Below are 19,042 nucleotides of genomic sequence, written 5' to 3'. Positions count from 1 at the left end.
GCCTCCGTCATTGTTCGGCGAGTTGCTTTTTGTAAAGCGGGTCATACAGCAGCTCGACTACGTTCCAGTCCTTCATGTAGATGATCACGTCGAGCGTCGCGTGAATGGTGCGCAGGATCATGTCGTAGTCGAGATTGCGGCCGACCTCGGACGATTTAACGAGGTCGGCGATCCGCGTCGGCGTCTCGCCCGCGCTGTTGGAGTGCGTAGAGAAAATGCCGCCGGGGTGGCCCGTGTTGGCACTCTTGATGTAGTCCCATGCGGCATCGTCGCGCAGCTCAGTGAGGAAAATGCGATCAGGCGAAAGACGCATGCAGGTTTTCAGGCATGAGCGGGCCGAAAGCCGGCCCTCCTGTTCGCCGTATACGAGATAACCGACCTCGTTCAGATCCTCGGAACCCACTTCGTGCGTGTCCTCGAGGATCATGACTCGCTCGGTTCGTGGCACGTACTTCAGGAGCGTGCGGGTGAACGTCGATTTCCCGGAGCCCGTCGCACCGGCGACGGCGATATTCAGCTTGCCGGTCACGGCCTTCTCAAAGAACGCTACCGGGTCGCCCGTCCGCGATACTTCGTCGCGCAGCGCAAGCATTTCCTCCTCGAATGGCGTGAGCTTGCCGGCATCCACGTGCGTGCGAATCTTCAGGTGCTTGAAACGCCCTTCTTCGCGCAGCTCGGGCAAGGTTTTGTCCACTGCGAGGTGCTTACGGAAAGCGATAAGAACCGTGTCCTCGAGCACGGCCGGCGGCCAGCAAATGATGGCGCGCGAGCCGTCCGGCAACATCAAATCGTTGACCGGTAGGCGGGGCAAGCCGTTCGCGTTGCAAAGCGTGTCAGTCAGGCGCTCGAGGTACGCACGGGTCAGGAACGACAGGTCGTGAAAAACGCGGCCTTTGGTGGTCGCACAGACGAGCTGACCGAACTTGTTCACGCGCAGTTCGAACACGTCGGGATCATCAAAGTACTCTTGAAGCGGACCCAACGTCGAAAGCAACGAACGGTTGTTGAAATACTTGCTGTTGGTTGGTGCATTCATTTCGAGTCGCCATCCACAGAGAGCGTGTACACGTCACTGAAATCCAAATCGCGACGAACATAGATGCTGACCGCATCGCCCTGCTGGTCGTACAGCGTGGGCGGAATGTCGATCGTCGCGCGCAGCGCCTCGGTCGCGAGCTGGTTAGAGGTATTGGTGGTGTTGTCGAGGTTCAGATACGTGTTGTTCCCGCTGCTGCCGTTGTTGTTCGCCCGGTTCGCTGCGTACTGCAAGCCGGCCTGACTAACGTCGGAGAAAAGCGAAATCAACACTGCGGGGCCGAACCGCTGCCAAAAATGCGTATCGACCTGACCGGGAATGCCGGCACTGCCAAGCGCGTTCGTACCGGCGCTGTCAATGTTGACGATCGCATTGTCCGGATTACGCAACCGCGTCCAGAGCACGAAAACACGGTTTTGCCCTTGCTTCATGGCCGTCGCAAGCTCGCCATCGACGTGTGCGCCTTTGTCGATGAGCTTGACCTTGCCATCTGCGGAATAAACATCGCGGCTCACCTGACACGACACCTGACCGGGGACCGTGGTATCCAGTTCGGTTTTCGTACCGCACGGGATCATTTGACCGCTCGGCACCGTCAGGCTCGGATGCGCAAGCATCGCGGCCTTGGCCGCCTGAGGCCGTGTCGATGTGGTCTGCCGGTCGAACGCCTCACTGCTTGCGCTCACGCGCGTAATACCGGATGGCGTCGGCGCTGCCGGCTGCGCGCCGATGTTGCCCTGATCGCCGCTCGACTGCTGGTTGCCGCCGGCCGTGAGCTGCTGGCCGAGCCGGCGCGCGTTCGCCAGTTCCTCGGGCGTCGGCTGGTGCTGCTGGTTCGCATTGGCATCCTCGGGCGGCGTCGGCGCGCTCGCGGCCGTCGCAGCGCTCGCACCACTTGGCGCATTGGTAGCGGTCGGCGTCGTCCCGAAAACGCGATTCGGCAATGAGCCCGCGAACGTCTGGTCTTGCTTCTTCGTGGCGTCGGTGGTGGCCGCTGCGCTCGGCTGCACCGCCTTCCAGATAAGAAAGCCGATCAAGGCGACGCCGATCAGGGCAACGATGACGAGAAAAGGCACAAGGCCGGGTGGGGCCTTGCGCGCGCTGGCCGGGAGCTGTTGCCGGCCGTCCGGCACGGTGTAGGGCGTGTCGTTACGATCGGTCATTGGTTATCTCCATCGGTTTGTTTCAGGACGCGGCGAACGTATGGCGAAACGGTGCCGCTCGGACTCACTCCCAATGTCGGGTTGTAGTTCGCGTTCAACACGCCAATCACCTTGTCCTTTGAGCGAATGCGCCACACACGTGCGACGTTCTCCGCAACGATGATGTTGTGATTCGGGCCTTCGATGTGGACGTTCGCAGTGGTTTCCTTACCGGCCGAGTTGATATAGAAGATCTGCGGCAACTCGCCGTTCGCCGGGAATTTGAAATACGTGAAACGGAAGTTGTCCCACACGTTCACCGGGCGAATATCGTCGGTGCCGGGATCGTCGGAGCGCGAGTAGGTCATATTCACCATGCCCTGATCGGATGCGCTCGCAAGTGCATCCTTCACGCGCTGCGCGTTGCTTTTCGCGGCGGCGACCTTACGGTCGTCGTCCGGATAGGTGTAGTTCAGCGCGATCGTCGCCTGCCGCATAGCCCAGGGCGTTCGAATAAACGTCCCGGCAGTGTTACCGATCTGCCCGTTGTCAGTCCCGCGTGACCCGACGAAATGCAGCAGGATTTGATACGTGCGGCGATCGGTGATGAGCGTCAGGTTGGTGTCGCTGTTGGCCTGCATCGGCCAAATAATGATCTTGTTGTCCTTCTGAGAAAGACGCCATCCGCCCGGATCACCGAACGCATGGGTAACGTATTTCTCGCCGGGAGCGACAGTGATCGTCAGCGACAACCCGATCACGCAGTTGACCTGCACCGTATCGAGCGGGTTGTACACAACCGATTTGATGCGGTGATCGTAGGGCGAATCGGTTTTGGGGCCGACCGCCCACGCATATTGCGTGCTGCCAAAAAGCAGCGCGGCTACGATGGGGAGCGTTGCAAGGCGCATAGTCAGTTCTCCGTCGCCTCGGTGTTCGGCCGGAAGGCGGGCACCTGAAAACCGGCCGGGTTGATGAAGCGCTGCTTTGCCGTCATCAGCTTCGTGTCGTACTTGTACGCGACGGTCGCAATCCAATGCACAGTCGGCTCAGGTTCCGGCCGGTCGCGGAACTTCTTGGTTGTCGAGTAGCGAATGGTCGCAAGGCCGTGTTCGCGATCGAGAATGACCGACGACACCGCAACGGTGGTCATTTGCGAGTCGCCAAGCACCTTGTCAGGCGCTTTGTCCCCCGACCACAGCGCCTTGTACTGCGCCGCCACTTCGCCGGTGGCGGTCAGGCTAATGAAATCGTAATCGGCCTGTGCGGTGTAGTAGTTGTAGCTTTCGTGGTGGATCACGAACTGCGCGACCCAGTAACTATCGACGGCCTCGCCGAGCGAAGTGACTTGTCCCGGCAGCACGCTAACCTGTTGCAGCGCTCCGGTTTTCGGATCGGCGCTCATGATGTATTGGGCGATCGGCTCGGCGTAGCGGTAGATCGTGAAGCCGGCGAGCGCGAACCCGAAGAATCCGAACGCGATACCGACGATCCCAACTTGCCAGCCGCGCCGGCGGGACAGAAGAACCTCGTCCATTAAATCGACTTCAAGGCCCTTGCGCTCCGCTTTGTACGTTTCGAGGGCATCGGCGGTGATGGGCTTAGCGAGTGCAAACTTCATTGGGCGGGTCCTCCTGCGTTTTTCCACGTAGCCGACTGCGGGGTGACTCGGCCTTGCAGTTCTTCCGGAATGGATTTGTTGACCGTAACAAGGTGGCTCATGTCAGGTTCCGGCGGTGGCTTGAAGCCGCCGGCGCACCCGGTAAGAGAGATCAGGGCCAACACGGCCACTGTGAAGTAACGACGAATCATGGTTCCTCCCCGTATCGTTAGAAACTGCCGCGCGAGCCTTGGGAGCCTCGGGCGTAGCTGTAGCCGCTGCCGCCGCTCGCTGCACCGGCCGAGCTGCCGCCGCCGGCGCCGCTCGCGCCCGAACCCGAACCGCTTCCTGTACCGCTGCCGCTGCCGCCACCACCACCACCGCTACCACCGCCGCTGCTCGGGCCTGAGGCGGGAGTGCGCATGATCTGGCCGAGCTTCGTGCTGACGCCGCCCGTCAAGCGCGCGGCTAGGTCAGGCAAGGCTTTCAGGAGCACGACGGCCATAACCGTGATAATCCCGGCCGTGATGATCGCCAGCAGCACACCGGAATCAGGGTTCGGATTCGCCGCGGCCGAAATGGCGTTGTCGAAAAACTTCATGAACATGCCGAAGCTCATCGCGGTCATAGCGATGAGAACTGCGTAGTTGAAGACGGAGCCGAGCCAGTTCCCGAAGAAGCTGACGAGCGGCGGCGTCAACAACAGGAAAATGAATATCGGCCCGAAAACGACCGTGACAGCGAGCAGGAACTTGGCGAGCAGGACCGAAATCGCGCCAATGCCGCAGATAAGCACGGTGGCAATGATCACGACCACGCCGAGCACCAGCGCGACCAAGCCCTGTTCCGAAAAGATGCTCGCCTGCGCGAACAGGGTTCGCATGACCGTCAACGAGTGATCCATTGCGGAGTCGATCATGCTCGCGATCGCGCTCGAGCTGCTGCCGGCAGTCGAACCGTTCAGAAGCAACGCAGTGCCGAGACTGTCAGGGATCGATAAGGCCCAATTCGCAAGCGTTGCTGCGTACAGGCCGCCGGCCCCGGCGATACCTACGATGGCGTAGTACTGCAAGAACTTCTTGATGAGGTCGGACAGTGGCTCGCCTTTTGGCATCAGCATTGTCGCGACGCCATCAACGATCAGTTGAATCGTGAGGCCGATTCCAGCGATCGGAGCGGCCCAGCCGATAATGCGACTCACGTTGGACGCGACGATCTGCGTCGTCACTGAGTCCATGTACGTGAATATTTGTGTTACGCCGTTGTAGGCCATCGCCGTTCCTTCACTGGTTGGTCAGGTTCGGCGTGGTGCCACCGCCCCCGCCGTTCTTGTAGTACGACTTGCCGTTGATATAAATGTCGGATTCGGCGTTGGTCGCGTTCATGCACCCAGGCGTGACCGCTTTCGCGGCATCGTCTTTGCACTGCGCGACCATCGCTTTACGCTCGGCGTCGTGCTCCCGATACCAGCTCCGGGTGTGGCTTTCTTCCTGCTTGTTGCACGCAGCGAGGACGAGAACGGCGAGGATGAAGAGACTTTTTTTCATGTCGTGGCGTCCTTATTGGCCGGTGATGTTGGGTGCGGTGTTGGCTTCGCCGTCGTCGCCGATGAGATAGCGTTTCTGTGCGACGGCCTGCTGCTGACGCAGCAATTGCTCTTGCGACTGCTGGCCCATCGCCATCAAGGCGAGCTTGGCCTGCTCGCCATGAATCGCGCCCTGCGCTGTCTGGATGCGCGCTTGCAGGTCGAGAATCTGTTTCTCAGTGGTGGCCTGCCCGATCTGGTTCGTAAGGGCCTGCATATCGTTGAGCTCGCGCATCTGGTTGTTGTATGCCTGCTCGGTCATCGCGCGGTCGTAGGCCCCCTTTTCGTGGAGCTTCTGATTAATGAAGCGCAACGCGTCGCCGCGGCCCATGCCGCGAATCTGGTTATCGAACTGCGAAAGGATGGTCGACGCCGAACCGGAAATGCTCGAGCTGCTGTTCATTGCGTCCGAGTACACCTGCGACCAGTTTTGCGGCAGGTTGTTACGAAGCTGCGCAAGGCTCGTCGGCAGCAGGTTTTTGTAGTTGCCGATCGTGCCGGTCAGGGCGTCGTACTGCATCTTGGCCTGCTGGATTTGAGCCTTCATCTGCTCGATCTGTTGCAGGAAGTTGGCGGCGTTCTGCGCGAGCGAGGTGGGATCGGTCGTTACGATTTGTGCTTGAACGTTGCCGGCGCACACGGCGACGAGTGCGCAAACGATTGCGGTTTTTCTCAGGGTCTTCACGGCGTTGCTCCTTTAACGGGACTTCTTCTTGGGGACGACAGCGGCGTAGTACTTCGGCAGCCAGACGTTCGGATCGTCGGTGCCAAGGTCGCGAATCAGCTTTGCGAGCCGATCTGCGTTGTCCGGCGTGCCGGACAGGATGCTCAGTTCTTCCTCCATGCCGTCGAGCTTCATGACAGCGAGGCCGGACTGACCGGCTTGCCGGATGAGGAACTGCCGGCTGTTTTCGGGGATGGACAGGACCGCATCAATATCGGCCGGCGCGCACTTCAGGCCATGCTCGCCGTAGTCCTCGCGATCGGCGTCGCGGTTCTCAAGCAATGCCTGCGTCACCATCTGCTGGATGACGGTCTTGCCGATCGTGCTGGAAATGGCATCGTTCGGTTCCTGTGTCGAAAACACATACAGGCAGTCTTTCTTGCGGTCGTTCTTGATGCCGCGCTTGATTTCCCGAACCATGATCGTGTCGTCAAGGTATTGAGCGAATTCGTCAAAGACCTGGATGAACCGACGTCGGCCGTCGATGGTTTCGCGTATCCGGAAATTGAGATACATGAGCATCGGCGTGCGGGTGATGGGCGCAATCTCGTCCTTGCCAACGAGAAATTCCGTCAGGTCGAACGCGTTGATATCGTTCTTGGTGAAATCGAGCGTGTCGGCTTCGTTGTCGAACAACCAACCGTAGTCGCCGTTACGGGTCCACGGCTTCAGCATGGCCGCGAGAGTCGGCCGGACACTGGACGAACGATAGGGGTTATCGCAGTGCTCCATGACCGACAGAATCGAGCGATCCTGCATCGGGATATGCGACTTCAGGGCCTCCATTTCCTCCGCGCTCAAGCCTGCGTCGATCGGCGGCCCCATCACTGCATCAATGGCCTTGGAAAGCTTCTCTGCCTCGTCCAGTTCGAGGGGATCGCCATTGAGGATGATTTCGCAAAGCAGGCGCAACAGACGCTTTACGAATGCGATGTGGATACTTGTCGGTTCCAGTTGAAGCGGTTGCCAACCTGTTTCGACGCCTTCCCTCAGGACCGTGTAGTTGCCCCCAAGCGCTTTGACGAGCGCGTACATGCCGCGATCACGATCGTAGATCGCCATACGCGGATTGATCGAAAGCTCCGTCGAGAGCGTCAGCAATGCGTTGAGCAACGTCGTCTTGCCCGACCCGATCCGACCAAAGATGCCGGTCACACCGGGGGGACGTTTGCCAAATGACCGCTCATTCTTGGGCGTCGAATGGAAATTGAAGAAGATCGGCGACCCGACGACGCCCCGAAACAGCGCGATTGCACGGCCCCACGGGTTGTCCTTGGCTTTGCCCGTGATGAAGTTGTGGAACGACGAGAAACAGAACAGATTCCAGCTATTGATCGGCACCGGGCGCGGCACCCACGCGCTGTTACCGGGCATGCGCGTGTAGAACGCGGCTTCGGACGCCAAGCCGATCGTGCTAGACGAAACCGCGCACTGGTTCAACATCACCTTGGCCTGACGCGCGAGCTGCTGCGCACCTTCCGCCGTGTTGGATACGACGTGGACGACGCCGTAGTAGAACCCCATGATGAAACGGCCGCCGGCGAGGTGGTCGCGTGCGTCGCTGAGTGCCCGCGTCTGTGACACGCTCGGGTCTTTAGTCTCTTCCATCGAAAGCTGCTGGTTACGCAAACTGATTTGCGCGGCCTGCTTCGACATGCAGAAAAACACCTGCGAAAAGACGAACTCGAACGGCGCTTCCATCAGGAGGTTGAGCTGACCGGGTTCGGTTTCTTCCTCGAAATCGCGAATCTCCACGCCCGACACGAACAGATTGCGGTCTGACGTGCGAAGCTGAATCACGTCGCCAAACATCGAACTGACCGGGCGGTTGCTCATCAGGTAGTCGGAAATACGACTACGGCAAACCGGCACCGGCGACCATTCGCCATTGGCAAGGAACCCAAGCCACTCGAGCGCACGCGAGTAGACGTGCTTGTGCGCGGCCGGCACCGCGCGCAGCTCACGGACATTGCTGCCCGCCTTGTCGCCGGGCACGGCGGCCAACAGATCGCCCTCCGGATCGTCATCGGCGAAATCGTCGTCCAGCTCGTCGCGGGCCTCGTCCCCGTCCTCGATGATGTTGCCGTTCTTGTCCCGGTAGTACAGGCCCAACGGTTCGATGCCGTAGGACAGCATTGCGCCGGTCAGTTGCGTGGCAATGTCCTCGAGCGTGGCGATCGCGTTGTCTTGGCGCTCTTTGAGCTGCTCTTTCGTGGGTCGATCGAAGCGCGCGAGAAACTTCTGTGCAATGTCGCCGATCGGGTTGTAAACGACCGTGAGATACAGGTCATTGACCATGAGCGGCGTCTTGTCGAACATCGCGTCGTACTTCGCAGCGAAATCGCGCGCGAACTTGGTGCTGAACTCGCCCGAGCGCGGCATTTCGATTTCGTGGTGGTGCAGATGAGTCCAGAACTTGACGTGTTCATTCCCGATCTGCTTCGCCGCGTGGTTGAGATCGACGACCCAGTTGTACAGCATGTCATCGGTCGCGCTCTGGTGCGTGCGCCCGTTGAGACGAAAGACAATCAGGTACTCGTTGGCGAGTGTGCTGATAATCGTATCCGTCAAGTGCTGTGAGTACGGCACGTATTGAGAGAACGACGGTTCTTTCGTGAACTTCTTTTTGTCGCTGATATTTCGGATAGCAACGGCCATGCTATACCTCGCTCAATTGTCTCTAGTCACCGGGTCGGTGTAATCGACCGGTGAATAGCTGGACCCGCTCCAAAGCCCTGTAAAGCTCGAATCGATCCAGTTGCGCACCTTGGTTTTCATCCACACCCAAATGATGCGAAACATGCGATCGTCGTGCTTCGTGATGGCCCATTCAATCAGCCACAGAAACGCGAATATCCCGATCGCGTAGAAGTGGATCAGCATGAACGAGGCCCCCGTAAACATGGCGGTCAGGAGGAACACAGTGCGGGGGACGAATGCCCATGTCGGCACCCGCGTAGCCCCCTTGAAGAATGGAAATTTCTTGGCCATGTCGGATCAGGTCAAGAAGTAGCCCGTGAGTGCCGACGCCGAGCCGGCCACAACGAGGCCGATCACCGGATTGACCAGGTGGTGAATCTTGACGAGGTGCGCGATCAGGCCGACGCCAAGGCCGATGATGATGATTGCGCAGCCCAAGGGAACCCACACCATCAGCCACATGTGCAGCGAGTTCATGCCCGATGCGCCGGTATCGACGGCGAACGCTTGGGTTGCTGCGAGCGCAGTAGCGATGCCAACAGCGAAGCGTGCGGTTTGAATACGATTCTTCATCTTCATTACTCCAAGGTTAAGTTTTCGGATTCCCATTCGAAATCCGACAGGGACAGCAAACACTCCTTCACACCGACTTTCGTATCGATCCAATCGACCAACGCGCGCAGATCGGACCACGTTCGCGGCTCGAGCGCCTTCTTGACGCGTATCGAGCACGTGTAGTTTTCGCCGCTTGCGTTGCGCATATCGATGAACGGAATCCACTCGCGGGCCTCAATGCGATGGATCACGACACGCTCGATTTGCCACTCACGCAAGATGCTTTCGAGCTGGCTTTGCATCGCCAGATAGACTTGCTTTTTCATTGGCCTCCTTTCGTTGATGCTCGGCGGATGAACGCGCCGATTTCGGGATGGGCGAATGCCCCGTCCTCAACCTGTCCGGTTACTCCCTGCTCGCCTGACTGCGCGAACTGGTCAGCCGCCGGCCGGGTTTGGTTCTGTGTGGTTCGCGCTGCTGCAATCGGACGCGGCGCGATGGGGGTCGCGCTCGAGCTGGCGCCCGCCGCGTTCGGGTCGATAGGCCCGTCGAGTAGGGCCGGGATTTGAAGCTTGACCTGTGCGACCACGCGCTTGACGTAGCCGTTGTTAAAGCCCCGGCTTTGCGATCCCGTGTTGTAGCAAGACAGGGCGCGCTGCAAGGCCCCCTGCCCTTCTCCGACGACCTGCACCGCGCGCGCGTAGCAGTCGCCGAGAATCTGCGCAGACGCGCGCAAATTCGTGCACGGGTCCAACAGTTGTGCACCGGTCAGCCCAAGGCTGCGAAAATTGGCGGAATTGATCTGCGCATAGCCAACGTCATAATTCCATCCGCGTTGGTCGAGCCAGTCGATCGCCGCGCGGGCCTCCTGTTCGTTCCTCGGTTGACGCGGGAGGCTGCGGCCGCCGTTCACATTGATGGCGTACTGGTTGTTACGCGACTCAGCGCTGACGAGATACGCGACCGTCAGGGGGTGTACGTCCGGCGCGCACGTACGGGCCAGCTCAAGAATCTGAGGAGACAAGGTTGGCTGCGCTTGGCCCGCAAGGGGAAGCGTCAGAACTGGCACGAGAGCGAATGCGGCGAAATTATTCACACATCCTCTTACGTAGAAAACGGACAGAGTATATTATGGGATCGTGATCAGTGACAGGCAAGGACAAAAATGCAAACCGGCGTCTTGTCAACAGGCAGGATGGAACCGTGATTGAGTTCGTACCGTTCCCGTCGAAGACCGCACCAGGGGGTGAGCCGCGTTACCGTGACCCGGCAAATCCGCTCAACACATGGTCAGGTTGGGGCCAACGCCCCGCGTGGCTGGTGGCGTACCTCGATCGGGGACACAAGCTCGAGGAATTCCACATTCCGAACGCTGCGCCGATCACGCGGCCGAGTTATCGCGACCCGGAGAACCCGAGCAATACATGGTCGGGTTTCGGCCGGCGGCCGAGCTGGTTAATGAAGTACCTGAAGGCAGGACGGACGCTCGAAGAATTCGAGGTGACGGACGGAAAGAAGGGATAAAGCATGGGACGGGTCATTCCAATCGAGGCCGGTAAACACGTTCGCCGCGCGCGGCGTGTTGCCGCGCTGCGCGAACGCATCGCGCCGACGCTTGCCGGCACGGTTCGTCTTATTGGTCGCCTGTTGCAAGATTCCGCGTGGTTCGTTGCTGCGTGCGGCCTTCGTATGTTGGGCCGCTACGTCCGCATCGTTTTAACGTTTGCTCTCTTGGTTGCGGTCGCCGTGCTCTGCTTCGAGTTCGCGCATCACTGGCCGCACCCCCGTAGTGCGGTCGTCGCAGCCGTGGCGACGATCGCGGTGCTGTGCCTGCGTGAAGCGTTGTATCGACTCGAACGCCGAGCGCGGGAGTATTCCCCCTTCTGGAGATAACACTATGAAAAAGAAAACTGTCTCGTCGGCTCTCGCGCTTGTGCTTTGCGCATCCCTGCCGACCGCCGTATGGGCCTCGTCCTGCGACACCCTCGTATGCATGATGGGTAAGGCTACGGGCCAGTCCGGCGGCAGCGACTGCGATCAGGCCATCAAGGACTTCTTCTCCATCAAGCGCTTCCATCGCGGAGACTTCGATCCCGATCCGACGAGCAATGCCCGCCGACAGTTTTTAAACCAGTGTCCTGACGCGCAGCACGCAAACGCGGGCAACGTCGATCAAATTATCGGACTATTCGGCAAGGTTGAATGAAATAAATTGCAAGTTCTCCGTCGAACCTTTCTTCGGATGCGAGTTTTAAAACTGCGTCCATCTGGCCCCAAAACGACGGACAACAAAAAAGGGAGAGAAGTTGCCTTCTCTCCCTTTTTCACTTGCGGCGGCTAAAAAGCCTGCTCCCTACATCGGTCACGCGAACGGCTCATCGTCGCTCATCTCGTCACCAGCGGTCGCCGGTGCTCTGCGTTGCGGTGCTGCGCGACGTGAACGTGACTTGCTCGAGCTGCCTTCGGATTGTGCGCCTGCTGCCGTTTCCGATGCATCCGAATCACCTTCGCCGTCGCCCGTCCTGCCCTTACCGTTTCCGCCAAGCATCTGCATCTGGTCAGCAACGATTTCGGTCGAGTAGCGGTCCTGTCCGTCCTGCCCCTGCCACTTCCGAGTACGAATGCGGCCTTCGACATAGACCGACGAACCCTTTTTCAGGTACTCGCTGACAATCTCAGCGAGCCGCCCGAAAAACGACACGCGGTGCCACTCGGTCACTTCCTTGTACTCGCCGCTGTCCTTTTCCTTGTAGCGATCCGTCGTCGCAAGACGAATGTTTGCGACCGCATCACCACTCGGCAGATAGCGCACTTCCGGATCAGCGCCGAGATTGCCAACGAGAATGACCTTGTTTACCGATGCCATGATGAACCTCCCTCACAAAATGAAAAAGGCCATCCGGGAGCGTCGAGAGACGCCCCACGGATAGCGCGGAACGTCTCTCGACAGGGCAAAGGTAGGACAAAACAGCAAAATTCTCAAGCCCGATCCTACGTTTACGGGCGCAGTGTATTCACGCCGTTACGGTATCGGCCGGCACGCCGGCCAGCTCGACGTGCGCGTTAAACGCTGCCGTCAAGACATCGAACGCATGGCGAGCTGCGTTCCGGACGGCCGTAGACGGGCTGTCGAGCGACGCGCCTAGCAGCTCGGCCGCCGAGTTCACGAACCATATCGGCGTCGTCAGGACGCGCCCCGGAAACGCCTTGCTCAACGCGTCGATGTAGCGCTGCGCCGCCTGTTGCGCGTGTTTGTTGGTTGACCAGGCGGAAGGCAGCGCGAGCGCGTTAGGCATCGCCTGCATGTCCAGCGCAACGGCCTCGAGATCTTCCTCGGACGCGCGAAACGGCAAGACCGTTAGGTGCGCCTGCTCCGCCATCGCCTTGTCAAATGCCGGCCGGTTGCCGCCACCGTCCACGATCAGCCAGCCGTTAAGGTTGCTCTGGCTCGCCGTGAGGATCTGAGCGAGGTTGTTTGCGTCACGACCATCCAGCACACCATAGGGCCGGCCCTCAGCCTTCACACGGCGATGCGGATCGGTCAGGACGTATGCGGCCGGCTCCTTCCGGAGAATCGCGCCAAGGCCCATCAAATGAGACGTGGTGGTTTTCGTCGTGCCGCCCTTCTGGCCGCCGACATAGACGACGTTGCTCATACTTCCCCCTTTTCGAGAATTTCAAGCATGACCTCTTGTGCCGACACCATGCGCCCGAGCTGCCGGCTACGATCGGCCGCTGCGGAGACATAGCGCGCGTACAGCGTGCGCGTCGGCCGAATCGTCAATTGCATCGTGTCGGCCGGCTCTTTCTTCTCTGCGCCCTTCTCCGCCGGTTTCACCTGCTTTGTTGCCGTCCGCGTGCGCTGCCGCGCCGGCGCAGCTTCTGGCGGCGCAGCCGCTGCGGGCGCGGCTGCCACTGGCGCCACTGCCGCCGGGACAAGAGGCGACGCGGCGGCGGCCCCCAGACGAGCGGCTAAATCATCTACCCCTTTCGGCTGCTTCATTTCGTAACCTCACAAAGTTATAAAGCCATAACGTTATGACGCTATGACGCTATGACGCCATAGCATCACAAATGCTTAACCTCAAAGCGCTATCGCGTTAAAACGTCGAAGTGTCACAACTGCATAACGCCACACCATCACAACGTTTTAGCGCTATAGCGTTTTCACCTCCTAGCCGCGCCGATCATAGCGCAGCTAACCGCGAAGCTGCATCACTTCATAACCGCACAACTTCGAAACGTTGCAACTTCACAACTGCATAACATCGTACACCCACAACCTCACAACGTCAAACACTCACAACGCTTTAACTTTATAACTTCATAGAGCTATAACGCCGTAACGTTTTGACACAATAAAGTCACTTTATTCGTATGAGGGAGCGTGTACACGCACTCAATCTTGCTAAAATGAAGTCGTGTACACGTACTCATTTGGAGGTGGCCCGTGCAGCATCCGAATCGTGAGTCTTGGCTGAACTTCGTCGCCGAACGCATGGCTTCCATGTTCGAGGACCTGAACGCTCCGTTGCCCGATCGCATCCGCATTGCGATCGGTTTCACGTCCGCCGGCCGGCGTGGTCGCCGCATCGGCGAATGCTGGGACAACCGATGCAGCGAAGACGGGCATTTCGAAATCTTCATCCGGCCCGACCTGGCTGAATCGCCCGACATGATGCCGATGGAAGTCGCCGCGATCCTCGGTCACGAGCTGGTGCATGCGGCCGTCGGTATCGCGGCCGGCCACGGCAAAGACTTCCGCCGCGTCGCGAAGGGGATCGGCCTCGAGGGGCCGATGCGGTCCACTACGGCCGGCCCGCAGTTCCGGACGGCGCTCACGCCGATCCTCGCCGAAGCTGGCCCGCTCCCGCACGGTCGCCTCCGCTCACAAATCGAACGCGACGATCGCGACGACGACGAGACAAGCACTGCCCCGAAGAAGCAAAGCCGGCGGCACATCAAATGCCTGTGCGAACAATGCGGCTACACGGCCCGCACGTCGCGGAAGTGGCTCGATCAGGCTGGCCCGCCGCATTGCCCGCTGCACGGCGCGATGACGGTCGAGGATGCCGACGAGCTGGACGAGGAAACCGAAGACGCCTAACCCTGCCGCCGCACTCGCGTAGTGCGGCGCATCATATTTCCGTCACCGCGGTTGCCCTGCAGCTGCTCGACCGCGACCCGCAAACCCGCGTAAAATCAAGGCTCGCGCGATTTTCAATTACTGTTGTGCGCTGCCGCAAACAGGCGGCTAACGCCGCGAAAATGACGAGCCGGCCCCGCTCACGCGGTTCCGGCGGTGGTCTGCAAGGGGAGGGGGTACACCCGCGCCCGCCCGTGGATGGCTGCTCTGTCCACCCCGCAAGGGCGTGGACAGTCCCGGCCGCTGGCCGGGAACCGCACCCAACCACCGGCTCCCCGCGAGCACGCCCTACGGGCCTGACGCGCCGCTACGCGGCTTGCCCAAATGAGATAAAAAACCCTCAACCGAGCGCAACGGCATGCGCCCCTAAAAATCGGCGCTCTGAGCCGCTGACGATGCGAGGGTAGGCAACCCCCTTAGCCGACGCGCCGGAACGGCACCACGGGCCAGATTTCAAGCCGCAGACGCATCCGACCCCTCCGGCCGCCCCCTTATTGCAGACAATTTCGGCCCGCGCGAACCTCGAGGCGATTAGCCGGTGGCCCTCACCGGGGCCGGGTTGAGCGATCGTGACGGCCGGAGGACGGCTCGAGCGCGATTTATCCCGGTCTTAGCCGATGGCGGGGCTTGCCCCGTCAGCGGCTTAGACCAAGGCTCCACGAGCCTGGGTGAACGGTTGGGGTGTCGGGGTCGTCAAGGCGCGGAGCGCCGTGAATCCTCCGTTTTCGGGCCGCTCGCGGGCCGAAAATGGGGGGTGGATATAGCATCCCGCCGTTCGCGCCGCGAAACCGCGTATAGCAGAGACAAGAGCGCAGGTGCGCCAAATCGCCGGTTGCGCCTTGCCCCGTGGGCGCTCGCGCGATCGGCAAAGGGATCACCCTGTGTGATCCCTATTGGGCTCATCCAAGGTGATCCCTAAGCTCGTTGATGATCCCGCTTGGCTCATGTACAATGAGCCGACAGGTATCAACGGAGAGCCAAATGGACAAAAGCGTGATCCCGCAAGGTGGCGTCAATGATCCCAATAGGGATCAAATTGCGCAAGAAAATGAACGCCTCCGTACCGAGCTGGCGAAGCTCAAGCGCGGCGCGGTCAATCAGGGCTTTGTGCAGGTTAGCCGGAAGTACCTCGATGAGCTGGACGAGTTGGCCTTCCACTCGCCGGCCGCGCGCAAGCTGTTGACGAGCCTCGTCAAGGCGATGAACAAGCAAAACGCCGTGATGGTGTCTCAGGAATCGCTCGTCAAGCTTACGGGCCTGAGCAAACCCACGGTCAAGCGGGCCGTGGCGCTGCTGCGCGAACAGAACTGGATCGAGGTCGTCAAGGTCGGCACCGCAAACGTCTACCGCGTGAACTCGGGCGTGTTCTGGACCGCCCGCGCGGATGGCCGGTGGGCCTCCTTCAGCGCGGAAGTCATCGCGAACTTCGATGAACAGGACGAAGTGACCAAAGCCACGCCAACGCCGAAGCTGCGGCATATCCCCTACGTTCAACCGGACGAGGACGTTATCGTAGCCGGCGCTGAACTCGGGTCGGACGACCCGCCGGAACAGGCGCAACTGGATTTCCACCGCGCCGGGTAGCCGGCCGCCGGCTGCGCGCGAGCGCGCGCAGCTCACGGCGCCGGCGTCGTGCTTGCCTCGAGCGCCTCGAGCTGCTTCTTGCGCACATCGATGATTCGGCGCGTCACTTTCTCCATGATCGCCGGATCGGCGCAACACACGTCGATCATGGCACTCAACAGCTCGGGTAGATCGAGCTGCGGCCGGAACGCCGGGTATTTCTTCAACTGCTTCTTGGCCTCGCGAAAGCTATCGTCGAACACGAGGATAGCTTTCATGCCCGGCGTCGGCTCCTTCTTCTTCGGCACGACCTTCCGCACGCCGAATGCTTCCGTCGATTCCTCTCCGCGCCACTCGTCGGCCGTGAATGTCACGACGTTCGCTTCATTTTCCGTATCGCTCATTTGCCACCTCGGTTGCGGCGCGCGGCGTCGGCCGCGAGCCAGTCGTACAACGTGAAATTTTCGTCGGCCATCCGGCGCACGTAGGGCAGGGCACCAGGTAGCGTCAACGCCTCGGCCTTTCGGCCCGATCGCACCCACTCGCCGGTTAGGAATGCGACCAGCTTCCCGACCTGCACGCGAGTGGTGTGAAATCCCGGCGTCTGGTACAGCGATCGCACCAGCACCGGCACCAGCTCGTCAGCGCGCTTCGATCGCACGGTAGAGCGGATCTGATACCGCCACGCACGTTCCGTCTCGTCAGTCATGCGCCACGTCAGGCGAACGCCGCCGCCGGCGGCCTTCGCATGTGGAAGCTTCAACAGCTCGTAACCGGTGACGTGTACACGCTCTCCCTGCGATAGCGCGTCGCCGAGCTTTTCGAGCTTGTGCGCCTCGTTCTCGCCGTCGGTCACCATCAGGAACCAGTGCAACGACCCGCCGTGGTCGAGGTCCGCAAGAATCAACCGCGAATTCGCTTTGCCAAGGGTCTTTCGATAGGCGCGTTGGTTCTCGTTCAGGAACACGCCGTATCGCTCGCCGAACTTCACGCATAACGCCTCGGCACGATCAGCCTTGATCGTGCCTGACGTGTGATGGCGATAGCCATGCCGAACGAGGTCTAGAAGCCGCTGCATCAGCAGCGTTTTGTACCGGATCACGATCGGTTCGGTAGCTTTCATCAATTAGGGCCGCAACAAGGCATGTCAAGAAATGGATTCAGTGCTAATGCGGGGCCTTATGCCGCAAGGCATTCCAGTTATCCGGAATGCTCCGCATTCCCGGCTAATTATAAGAGATTCCGCGCGTAGCGCGAGCGACGATGAAATCGGCGCTACAATGCGCGTGCTGACCGCCACAAGCGGCCCTAGCACGCAAGCATCATCTGCGTCGCCGGGGCCGCCACAAGCGGCCAGCGATGCAGCACGAGGGCAACCAACCCTTGCAGTACCAAACCGGTTGCCCTCCGTGGTGTAAATCGCTCAAAGCGATTGCACGGTACAGGGGCAGCTCCCATTGACAGCAGTACGTCCGGGGGCTGACCACCCCCTGGATTCCATCACACCACCGTTGAGCTGTATGGCTCGAGGCACGGCTACCAACCGTGCTTAGACCGCTGAAGTCGTATGCGCGTAATGGCGCTGGTACGACTACGACGAGCGCTGGACGGTGTAACTCCGTCCTTCGACTCAATCCCCGAGAAACATGGGGGCGAGGTTGGGCGACACGGAAACGGGCATGGCGAGGAAATGCGCCATTGCCCTGTGTAACGTGAAAACGGGAGACGGCTTAGGCCGTCGTTAGCACCGTCTAGGGGCTGCGGGAAACCGTAGAACCTATGCCACACACGTAGGCTGCTGAGGCGTTCCGAAAGGGCGCAGGCGTGCAAGGGGAAACCTGGCGCACGCGGCACCTACCGGCGCAAGCTGGTGGGGTCGTTGTATAGCTTAAGCGTGTAAATGCGGCCGTAGAGGTCGCTATGTGGTGGGGCATCAAGCCTGTCTGAAGACGAAGCCGTTGACGGCACAACAGGTAAGCGAGCCGCTTTGGAATCTCGGGCCGCTGAAAACCTAATGGGTGAGAGGGAACACCTCACTGTTGTTGCTTGAGGCGCAGGCGTGATGCTCTGGCGCGCAGTTTGGCGTCAGTAACGTTGCACTAACGTGGGAATCCCTAAGGCCGATACCGGGCTGGTAACCCGGTGGCTATGGGAGGGAGATTGGATCAGTAGGGCCTCACGGCGCAAGCCGTGTAGTTGTTTGTCGCGATTCGTCTGAAGCGCAAACAACAGGCGCAAGCCTGTCCGAAAGTCCGAAGCGGTTGCAAAACGGTGTGTTTGCGGGGTGGTTCCCGCAGTGGAGTGTTGGAACGGGCGCGGCTGGTAACCGCGCCCGTCTTCGGACTGGTAATCCGGGGGTGTCCAACGTGCAATCAACCTTTTGATAGGGAGCGTGACATGGAAGCAAGCAAGGCAGTTGCCGGCCGTCAAGGCCGGATTCACCTCGGCAGCAGTCAGGCCGTTGGTCAAATCGGCTCGCAGTTTGGGGCTGGTGTCATCAACAAATCGCGCGCTTCGGCGCGTGCACGTCAACCCGGCAGCGGTCAGGCCGGCAGTCAGGGCGGCCCGCAGCTCGGGGCCGATGGCAGCAAAAAGCCGCGTGCTTCGGCGCGCGCACGTCAACCCGGCAGCGGTCAGGCCGGCAGTCAGGGCGGCCCGCCGTTAGGGGCCGATGGCAGCAAAAAGCCGCGTGCTTCGGCGCGTGCACGTCAACCCGGCAGCGGTCAGGCCGGCAGTCAGGGCGGCCCGCAGCTCGGGGCCGATGGCAGCAAAAAGCCGCGTGCTTCGGCGCGCGCACGTCAACCCGGCAGCGGTCAGGCCGGCAGTCAGGGCGGCCCGCCGTTAGGGGCCGATGGCAGCAAAAAGCCGCGTGCTTCGGCGCGTGCACGTCAACCCGGCAGCGGTCAGGCCGGCAGTCAGGGCGGCCCGCAGCTCGGGGCCGATGGCAGCAAAAAGCCGCGTGCTTCGGCGCGCGCACGTCAACCCGGCAGC

Annotated in this window: 23 protein-coding genes and 1 pseudogene; 6 read left to right on the top strand and 18 right to left on the bottom strand. The window is 60.5% G+C overall.

Translation table 11 applies throughout. The features are described 5' to 3' along the window. Nucleotides 1-7 precede the first annotated feature (7 nt). From ACNQQL_RS34010 to ACNQQL_RS33950, 13 genes are read right to left on the bottom strand one after another with little or no spacing between them, the layout of a single operon-like run. Nucleotides 8-1,036, bottom strand: coding sequence for an ATPase, T2SS/T4P/T4SS family (locus ACNQQL_RS34010; RefSeq protein ID WP_347068829.1), 1,029 nt, complete (start codon nt 1,034-1,036; stop codon nt 8-10). Then, entirely contained in the window at nt 1,033-2,199 is a 1,167-nt protein-coding gene (virB10, locus tag ACNQQL_RS34005) for a type IV secretion system protein VirB10 (RefSeq protein ID WP_347068827.1), read from the bottom strand. The genes ACNQQL_RS34010 and virB10 overlap by 4 nt, the downstream gene beginning before the upstream one ends. Continuing rightward, entirely contained in the window at nt 2,196-3,089 is an 894-nt protein-coding gene (locus ACNQQL_RS34000) for a TrbG/VirB9 family P-type conjugative transfer protein (protein ID WP_347068825.1), read from the bottom strand. Before ACNQQL_RS34000 ends, virB10 begins: the two co-directional genes overlap by 4 nt. Nucleotides 3,090-3,091: 2 nt before the next feature. Continuing rightward, nucleotides 3,092-3,799, bottom strand: a complete 708-nt coding sequence (locus ACNQQL_RS33995) for a type IV secretion system protein (protein ID WP_347068823.1) — start codon at nt 3,797-3,799, stop codon at nt 3,092-3,094. After that, the gene (locus ACNQQL_RS33990) at nt 3,796-3,990 is read right to left on the bottom strand and encodes a hypothetical protein (protein WP_416392815.1); all 195 of its coding nucleotides are present in this window, start codon (nt 3,988-3,990) and stop codon (nt 3,796-3,798) included. The genes ACNQQL_RS33995 and ACNQQL_RS33990 overlap by 4 nt, the downstream gene beginning before the upstream one ends. 17 nt (nt 3,991-4,007) lie before the next feature. Further along, on the bottom strand, nt 4,008-5,051 hold the full coding sequence (locus tag ACNQQL_RS33985) for a type IV secretion system protein (protein WP_347068821.1): 1,044 nt from the start codon (nt 5,049-5,051) through the stop codon (nt 4,008-4,010). A 10-nt stretch (nt 5,052-5,061) separates the two neighbouring features. Beyond that, nucleotides 5,062-5,325 carry an EexN family lipoprotein gene (locus ACNQQL_RS33980; protein ID WP_347068820.1) on the bottom strand — a complete coding sequence of 88 codons (264 nt, stop codon included), beginning with the start codon at nt 5,323-5,325 and terminating at the stop codon, nt 5,062-5,064. A 12-nt stretch (nt 5,326-5,337) separates the two neighbouring features. Continuing rightward, on the bottom strand, nt 5,338-6,048 hold the full coding sequence (locus ACNQQL_RS33975) for a type IV secretion system protein (protein WP_347068818.1): 711 nt from the start codon (nt 6,046-6,048) through the stop codon (nt 5,338-5,340). 12 nt (nt 6,049-6,060) lie between these two features. Then, entirely contained in the window at nt 6,061-8,745 is a 2,685-nt protein-coding gene (locus ACNQQL_RS33970) for a conjugal transfer protein TraB (protein WP_347068816.1), read from the bottom strand. Nucleotides 8,746-8,757: 12 nt separating this feature from the next. Further along, nucleotides 8,758-9,078, bottom strand: a complete 321-nt coding sequence (locus tag ACNQQL_RS33965; protein WP_347068814.1) for a VirB3 family type IV secretion system protein — start codon at nt 9,076-9,078, stop codon at nt 8,758-8,760. Between the two features lie 6 nt (nt 9,079-9,084). After that, nucleotides 9,085-9,360, bottom strand: coding sequence for a hypothetical protein (locus ACNQQL_RS33960; RefSeq protein WP_347068813.1), 276 nt, complete (start codon nt 9,358-9,360; stop codon nt 9,085-9,087). Nucleotides 9,361-9,365: 5 nt separating this feature from the next. Beyond that, nucleotides 9,366-9,668 carry a KorA family transcriptional regulator gene (korA, locus tag ACNQQL_RS33955; RefSeq protein ID WP_347068811.1) on the bottom strand — a complete coding sequence of 101 codons (303 nt, stop codon included), beginning with the start codon at nt 9,666-9,668 and terminating at the stop codon, nt 9,366-9,368. Further along, entirely contained in the window at nt 9,665-10,438 is a 774-nt protein-coding gene (locus tag ACNQQL_RS33950) for a lytic transglycosylase domain-containing protein (RefSeq protein ID WP_347068809.1), read from the bottom strand. Before ACNQQL_RS33950 ends, korA begins: the two co-directional genes overlap by 4 nt. Nucleotides 10,439-10,488: 50 nt before the next feature. Here ACNQQL_RS33950 and ACNQQL_RS33945 point away from each other — a divergent pair, with 50 nt between their 5' ends. Genes ACNQQL_RS33945 through ACNQQL_RS33935 form a run of 3 tightly spaced genes read left to right on the top strand, consistent with a single transcriptional unit; the run spans nt 10,489 to nt 11,548 of the window. After that, complete coding sequence (locus ACNQQL_RS33945) at nt 10,489-10,866, top strand: H-NS histone family protein (RefSeq protein WP_347068807.1); 378 nt, start codon at nt 10,489-10,491, stop codon at nt 10,864-10,866. A 3-nt stretch (nt 10,867-10,869) separates the two neighbouring features. After that, nucleotides 10,870-11,235 carry a hypothetical protein gene (locus ACNQQL_RS33940; RefSeq protein ID WP_347068805.1) on the top strand — a complete coding sequence of 122 codons (366 nt, stop codon included), beginning with the start codon at nt 10,870-10,872 and terminating at the stop codon, nt 11,233-11,235. A gap of 4 nt (nt 11,236-11,239) precedes the next feature. Continuing rightward, nucleotides 11,240-11,548 (top strand): TrbM/KikA/MpfK family conjugal transfer protein, encoded by a 309-nt coding sequence (locus tag ACNQQL_RS33935; protein ID WP_347068804.1) that lies wholly within the window; start codon nt 11,240-11,242, stop codon nt 11,546-11,548. A 156-nt stretch (nt 11,549-11,704) separates the two neighbouring features. On the opposite strand, the gene ssb is transcribed toward ACNQQL_RS33935, so the two are convergent. From ssb to ACNQQL_RS33920, 3 genes are all read right to left on the bottom strand, one after another. Then, complete coding sequence (gene ssb, locus ACNQQL_RS33930) at nt 11,705-12,208, bottom strand: single-stranded DNA-binding protein (RefSeq protein ID WP_347068802.1); 504 nt, start codon at nt 12,206-12,208, stop codon at nt 11,705-11,707. 148 nt (nt 12,209-12,356) lie between these two features. Continuing rightward, entirely contained in the window at nt 12,357-12,998 is a 642-nt protein-coding gene (locus ACNQQL_RS33925; RefSeq protein WP_347068800.1) for a hypothetical protein, read from the bottom strand. Continuing rightward, nucleotides 12,995-13,345 carry a hypothetical protein gene (locus ACNQQL_RS33920; protein ID WP_347068798.1) on the bottom strand — a complete coding sequence of 117 codons (351 nt, stop codon included), beginning with the start codon at nt 13,343-13,345 and terminating at the stop codon, nt 12,995-12,997. Before ACNQQL_RS33920 ends, ACNQQL_RS33925 begins: the two co-directional genes overlap by 4 nt. A 447-nt stretch (nt 13,346-13,792) precedes the next feature. On the opposite strand from ACNQQL_RS33920, the gene ACNQQL_RS33915 reads away from it, so the two are divergent. Then, nucleotides 13,793-14,449 carry a transcription elongation protein SprT gene (locus ACNQQL_RS33915; RefSeq protein ID WP_347068796.1) on the top strand — a complete coding sequence of 219 codons (657 nt, stop codon included), beginning with the start codon at nt 13,793-13,795 and terminating at the stop codon, nt 14,447-14,449. A 1,020-nt stretch (nt 14,450-15,469) separates the two neighbouring features. Next, entirely contained in the window at nt 15,470-16,072 is a 603-nt protein-coding gene (locus ACNQQL_RS33910) for a helix-turn-helix domain-containing protein (RefSeq protein ID WP_347068794.1), read from the top strand. Nucleotides 16,073-16,104: 32 nt separating this feature from the next. Here ACNQQL_RS33910 and ACNQQL_RS33905 read toward each other — a convergent pair whose 3' ends face one another. Further along, entirely contained in the window at nt 16,105-16,455 is a 351-nt protein-coding gene (locus ACNQQL_RS33905) for a hypothetical protein (RefSeq protein WP_347068792.1), read from the bottom strand. Further along, nucleotides 16,452-17,174 (bottom strand): hypothetical protein, encoded by a 723-nt coding sequence (locus ACNQQL_RS33900; protein ID WP_347068790.1) that lies wholly within the window; start codon nt 17,172-17,174, stop codon nt 16,452-16,454. Before ACNQQL_RS33900 ends, ACNQQL_RS33905 begins: the two co-directional genes overlap by 4 nt. A 1,274-nt stretch (nt 17,175-18,448) precedes the next feature. Here ACNQQL_RS33900 and ACNQQL_RS33895 point away from each other — a divergent pair. After that, a pseudogene (locus tag ACNQQL_RS33895) lies at nt 18,449-19,042 on the top strand (hypothetical protein); the annotation flags it as partial.

Origin of the sequence: Burkholderia sp. LFS061, from assembly GCF_047978125.1 — a bacterium.
Lineage (GTDB): Bacteria > Pseudomonadota > Gammaproteobacteria > Burkholderiales > Burkholderiaceae > Burkholderia > Burkholderia pyrrocinia_C.
This window is presented reverse-complemented; position numbering and strand designations above follow the sequence as displayed.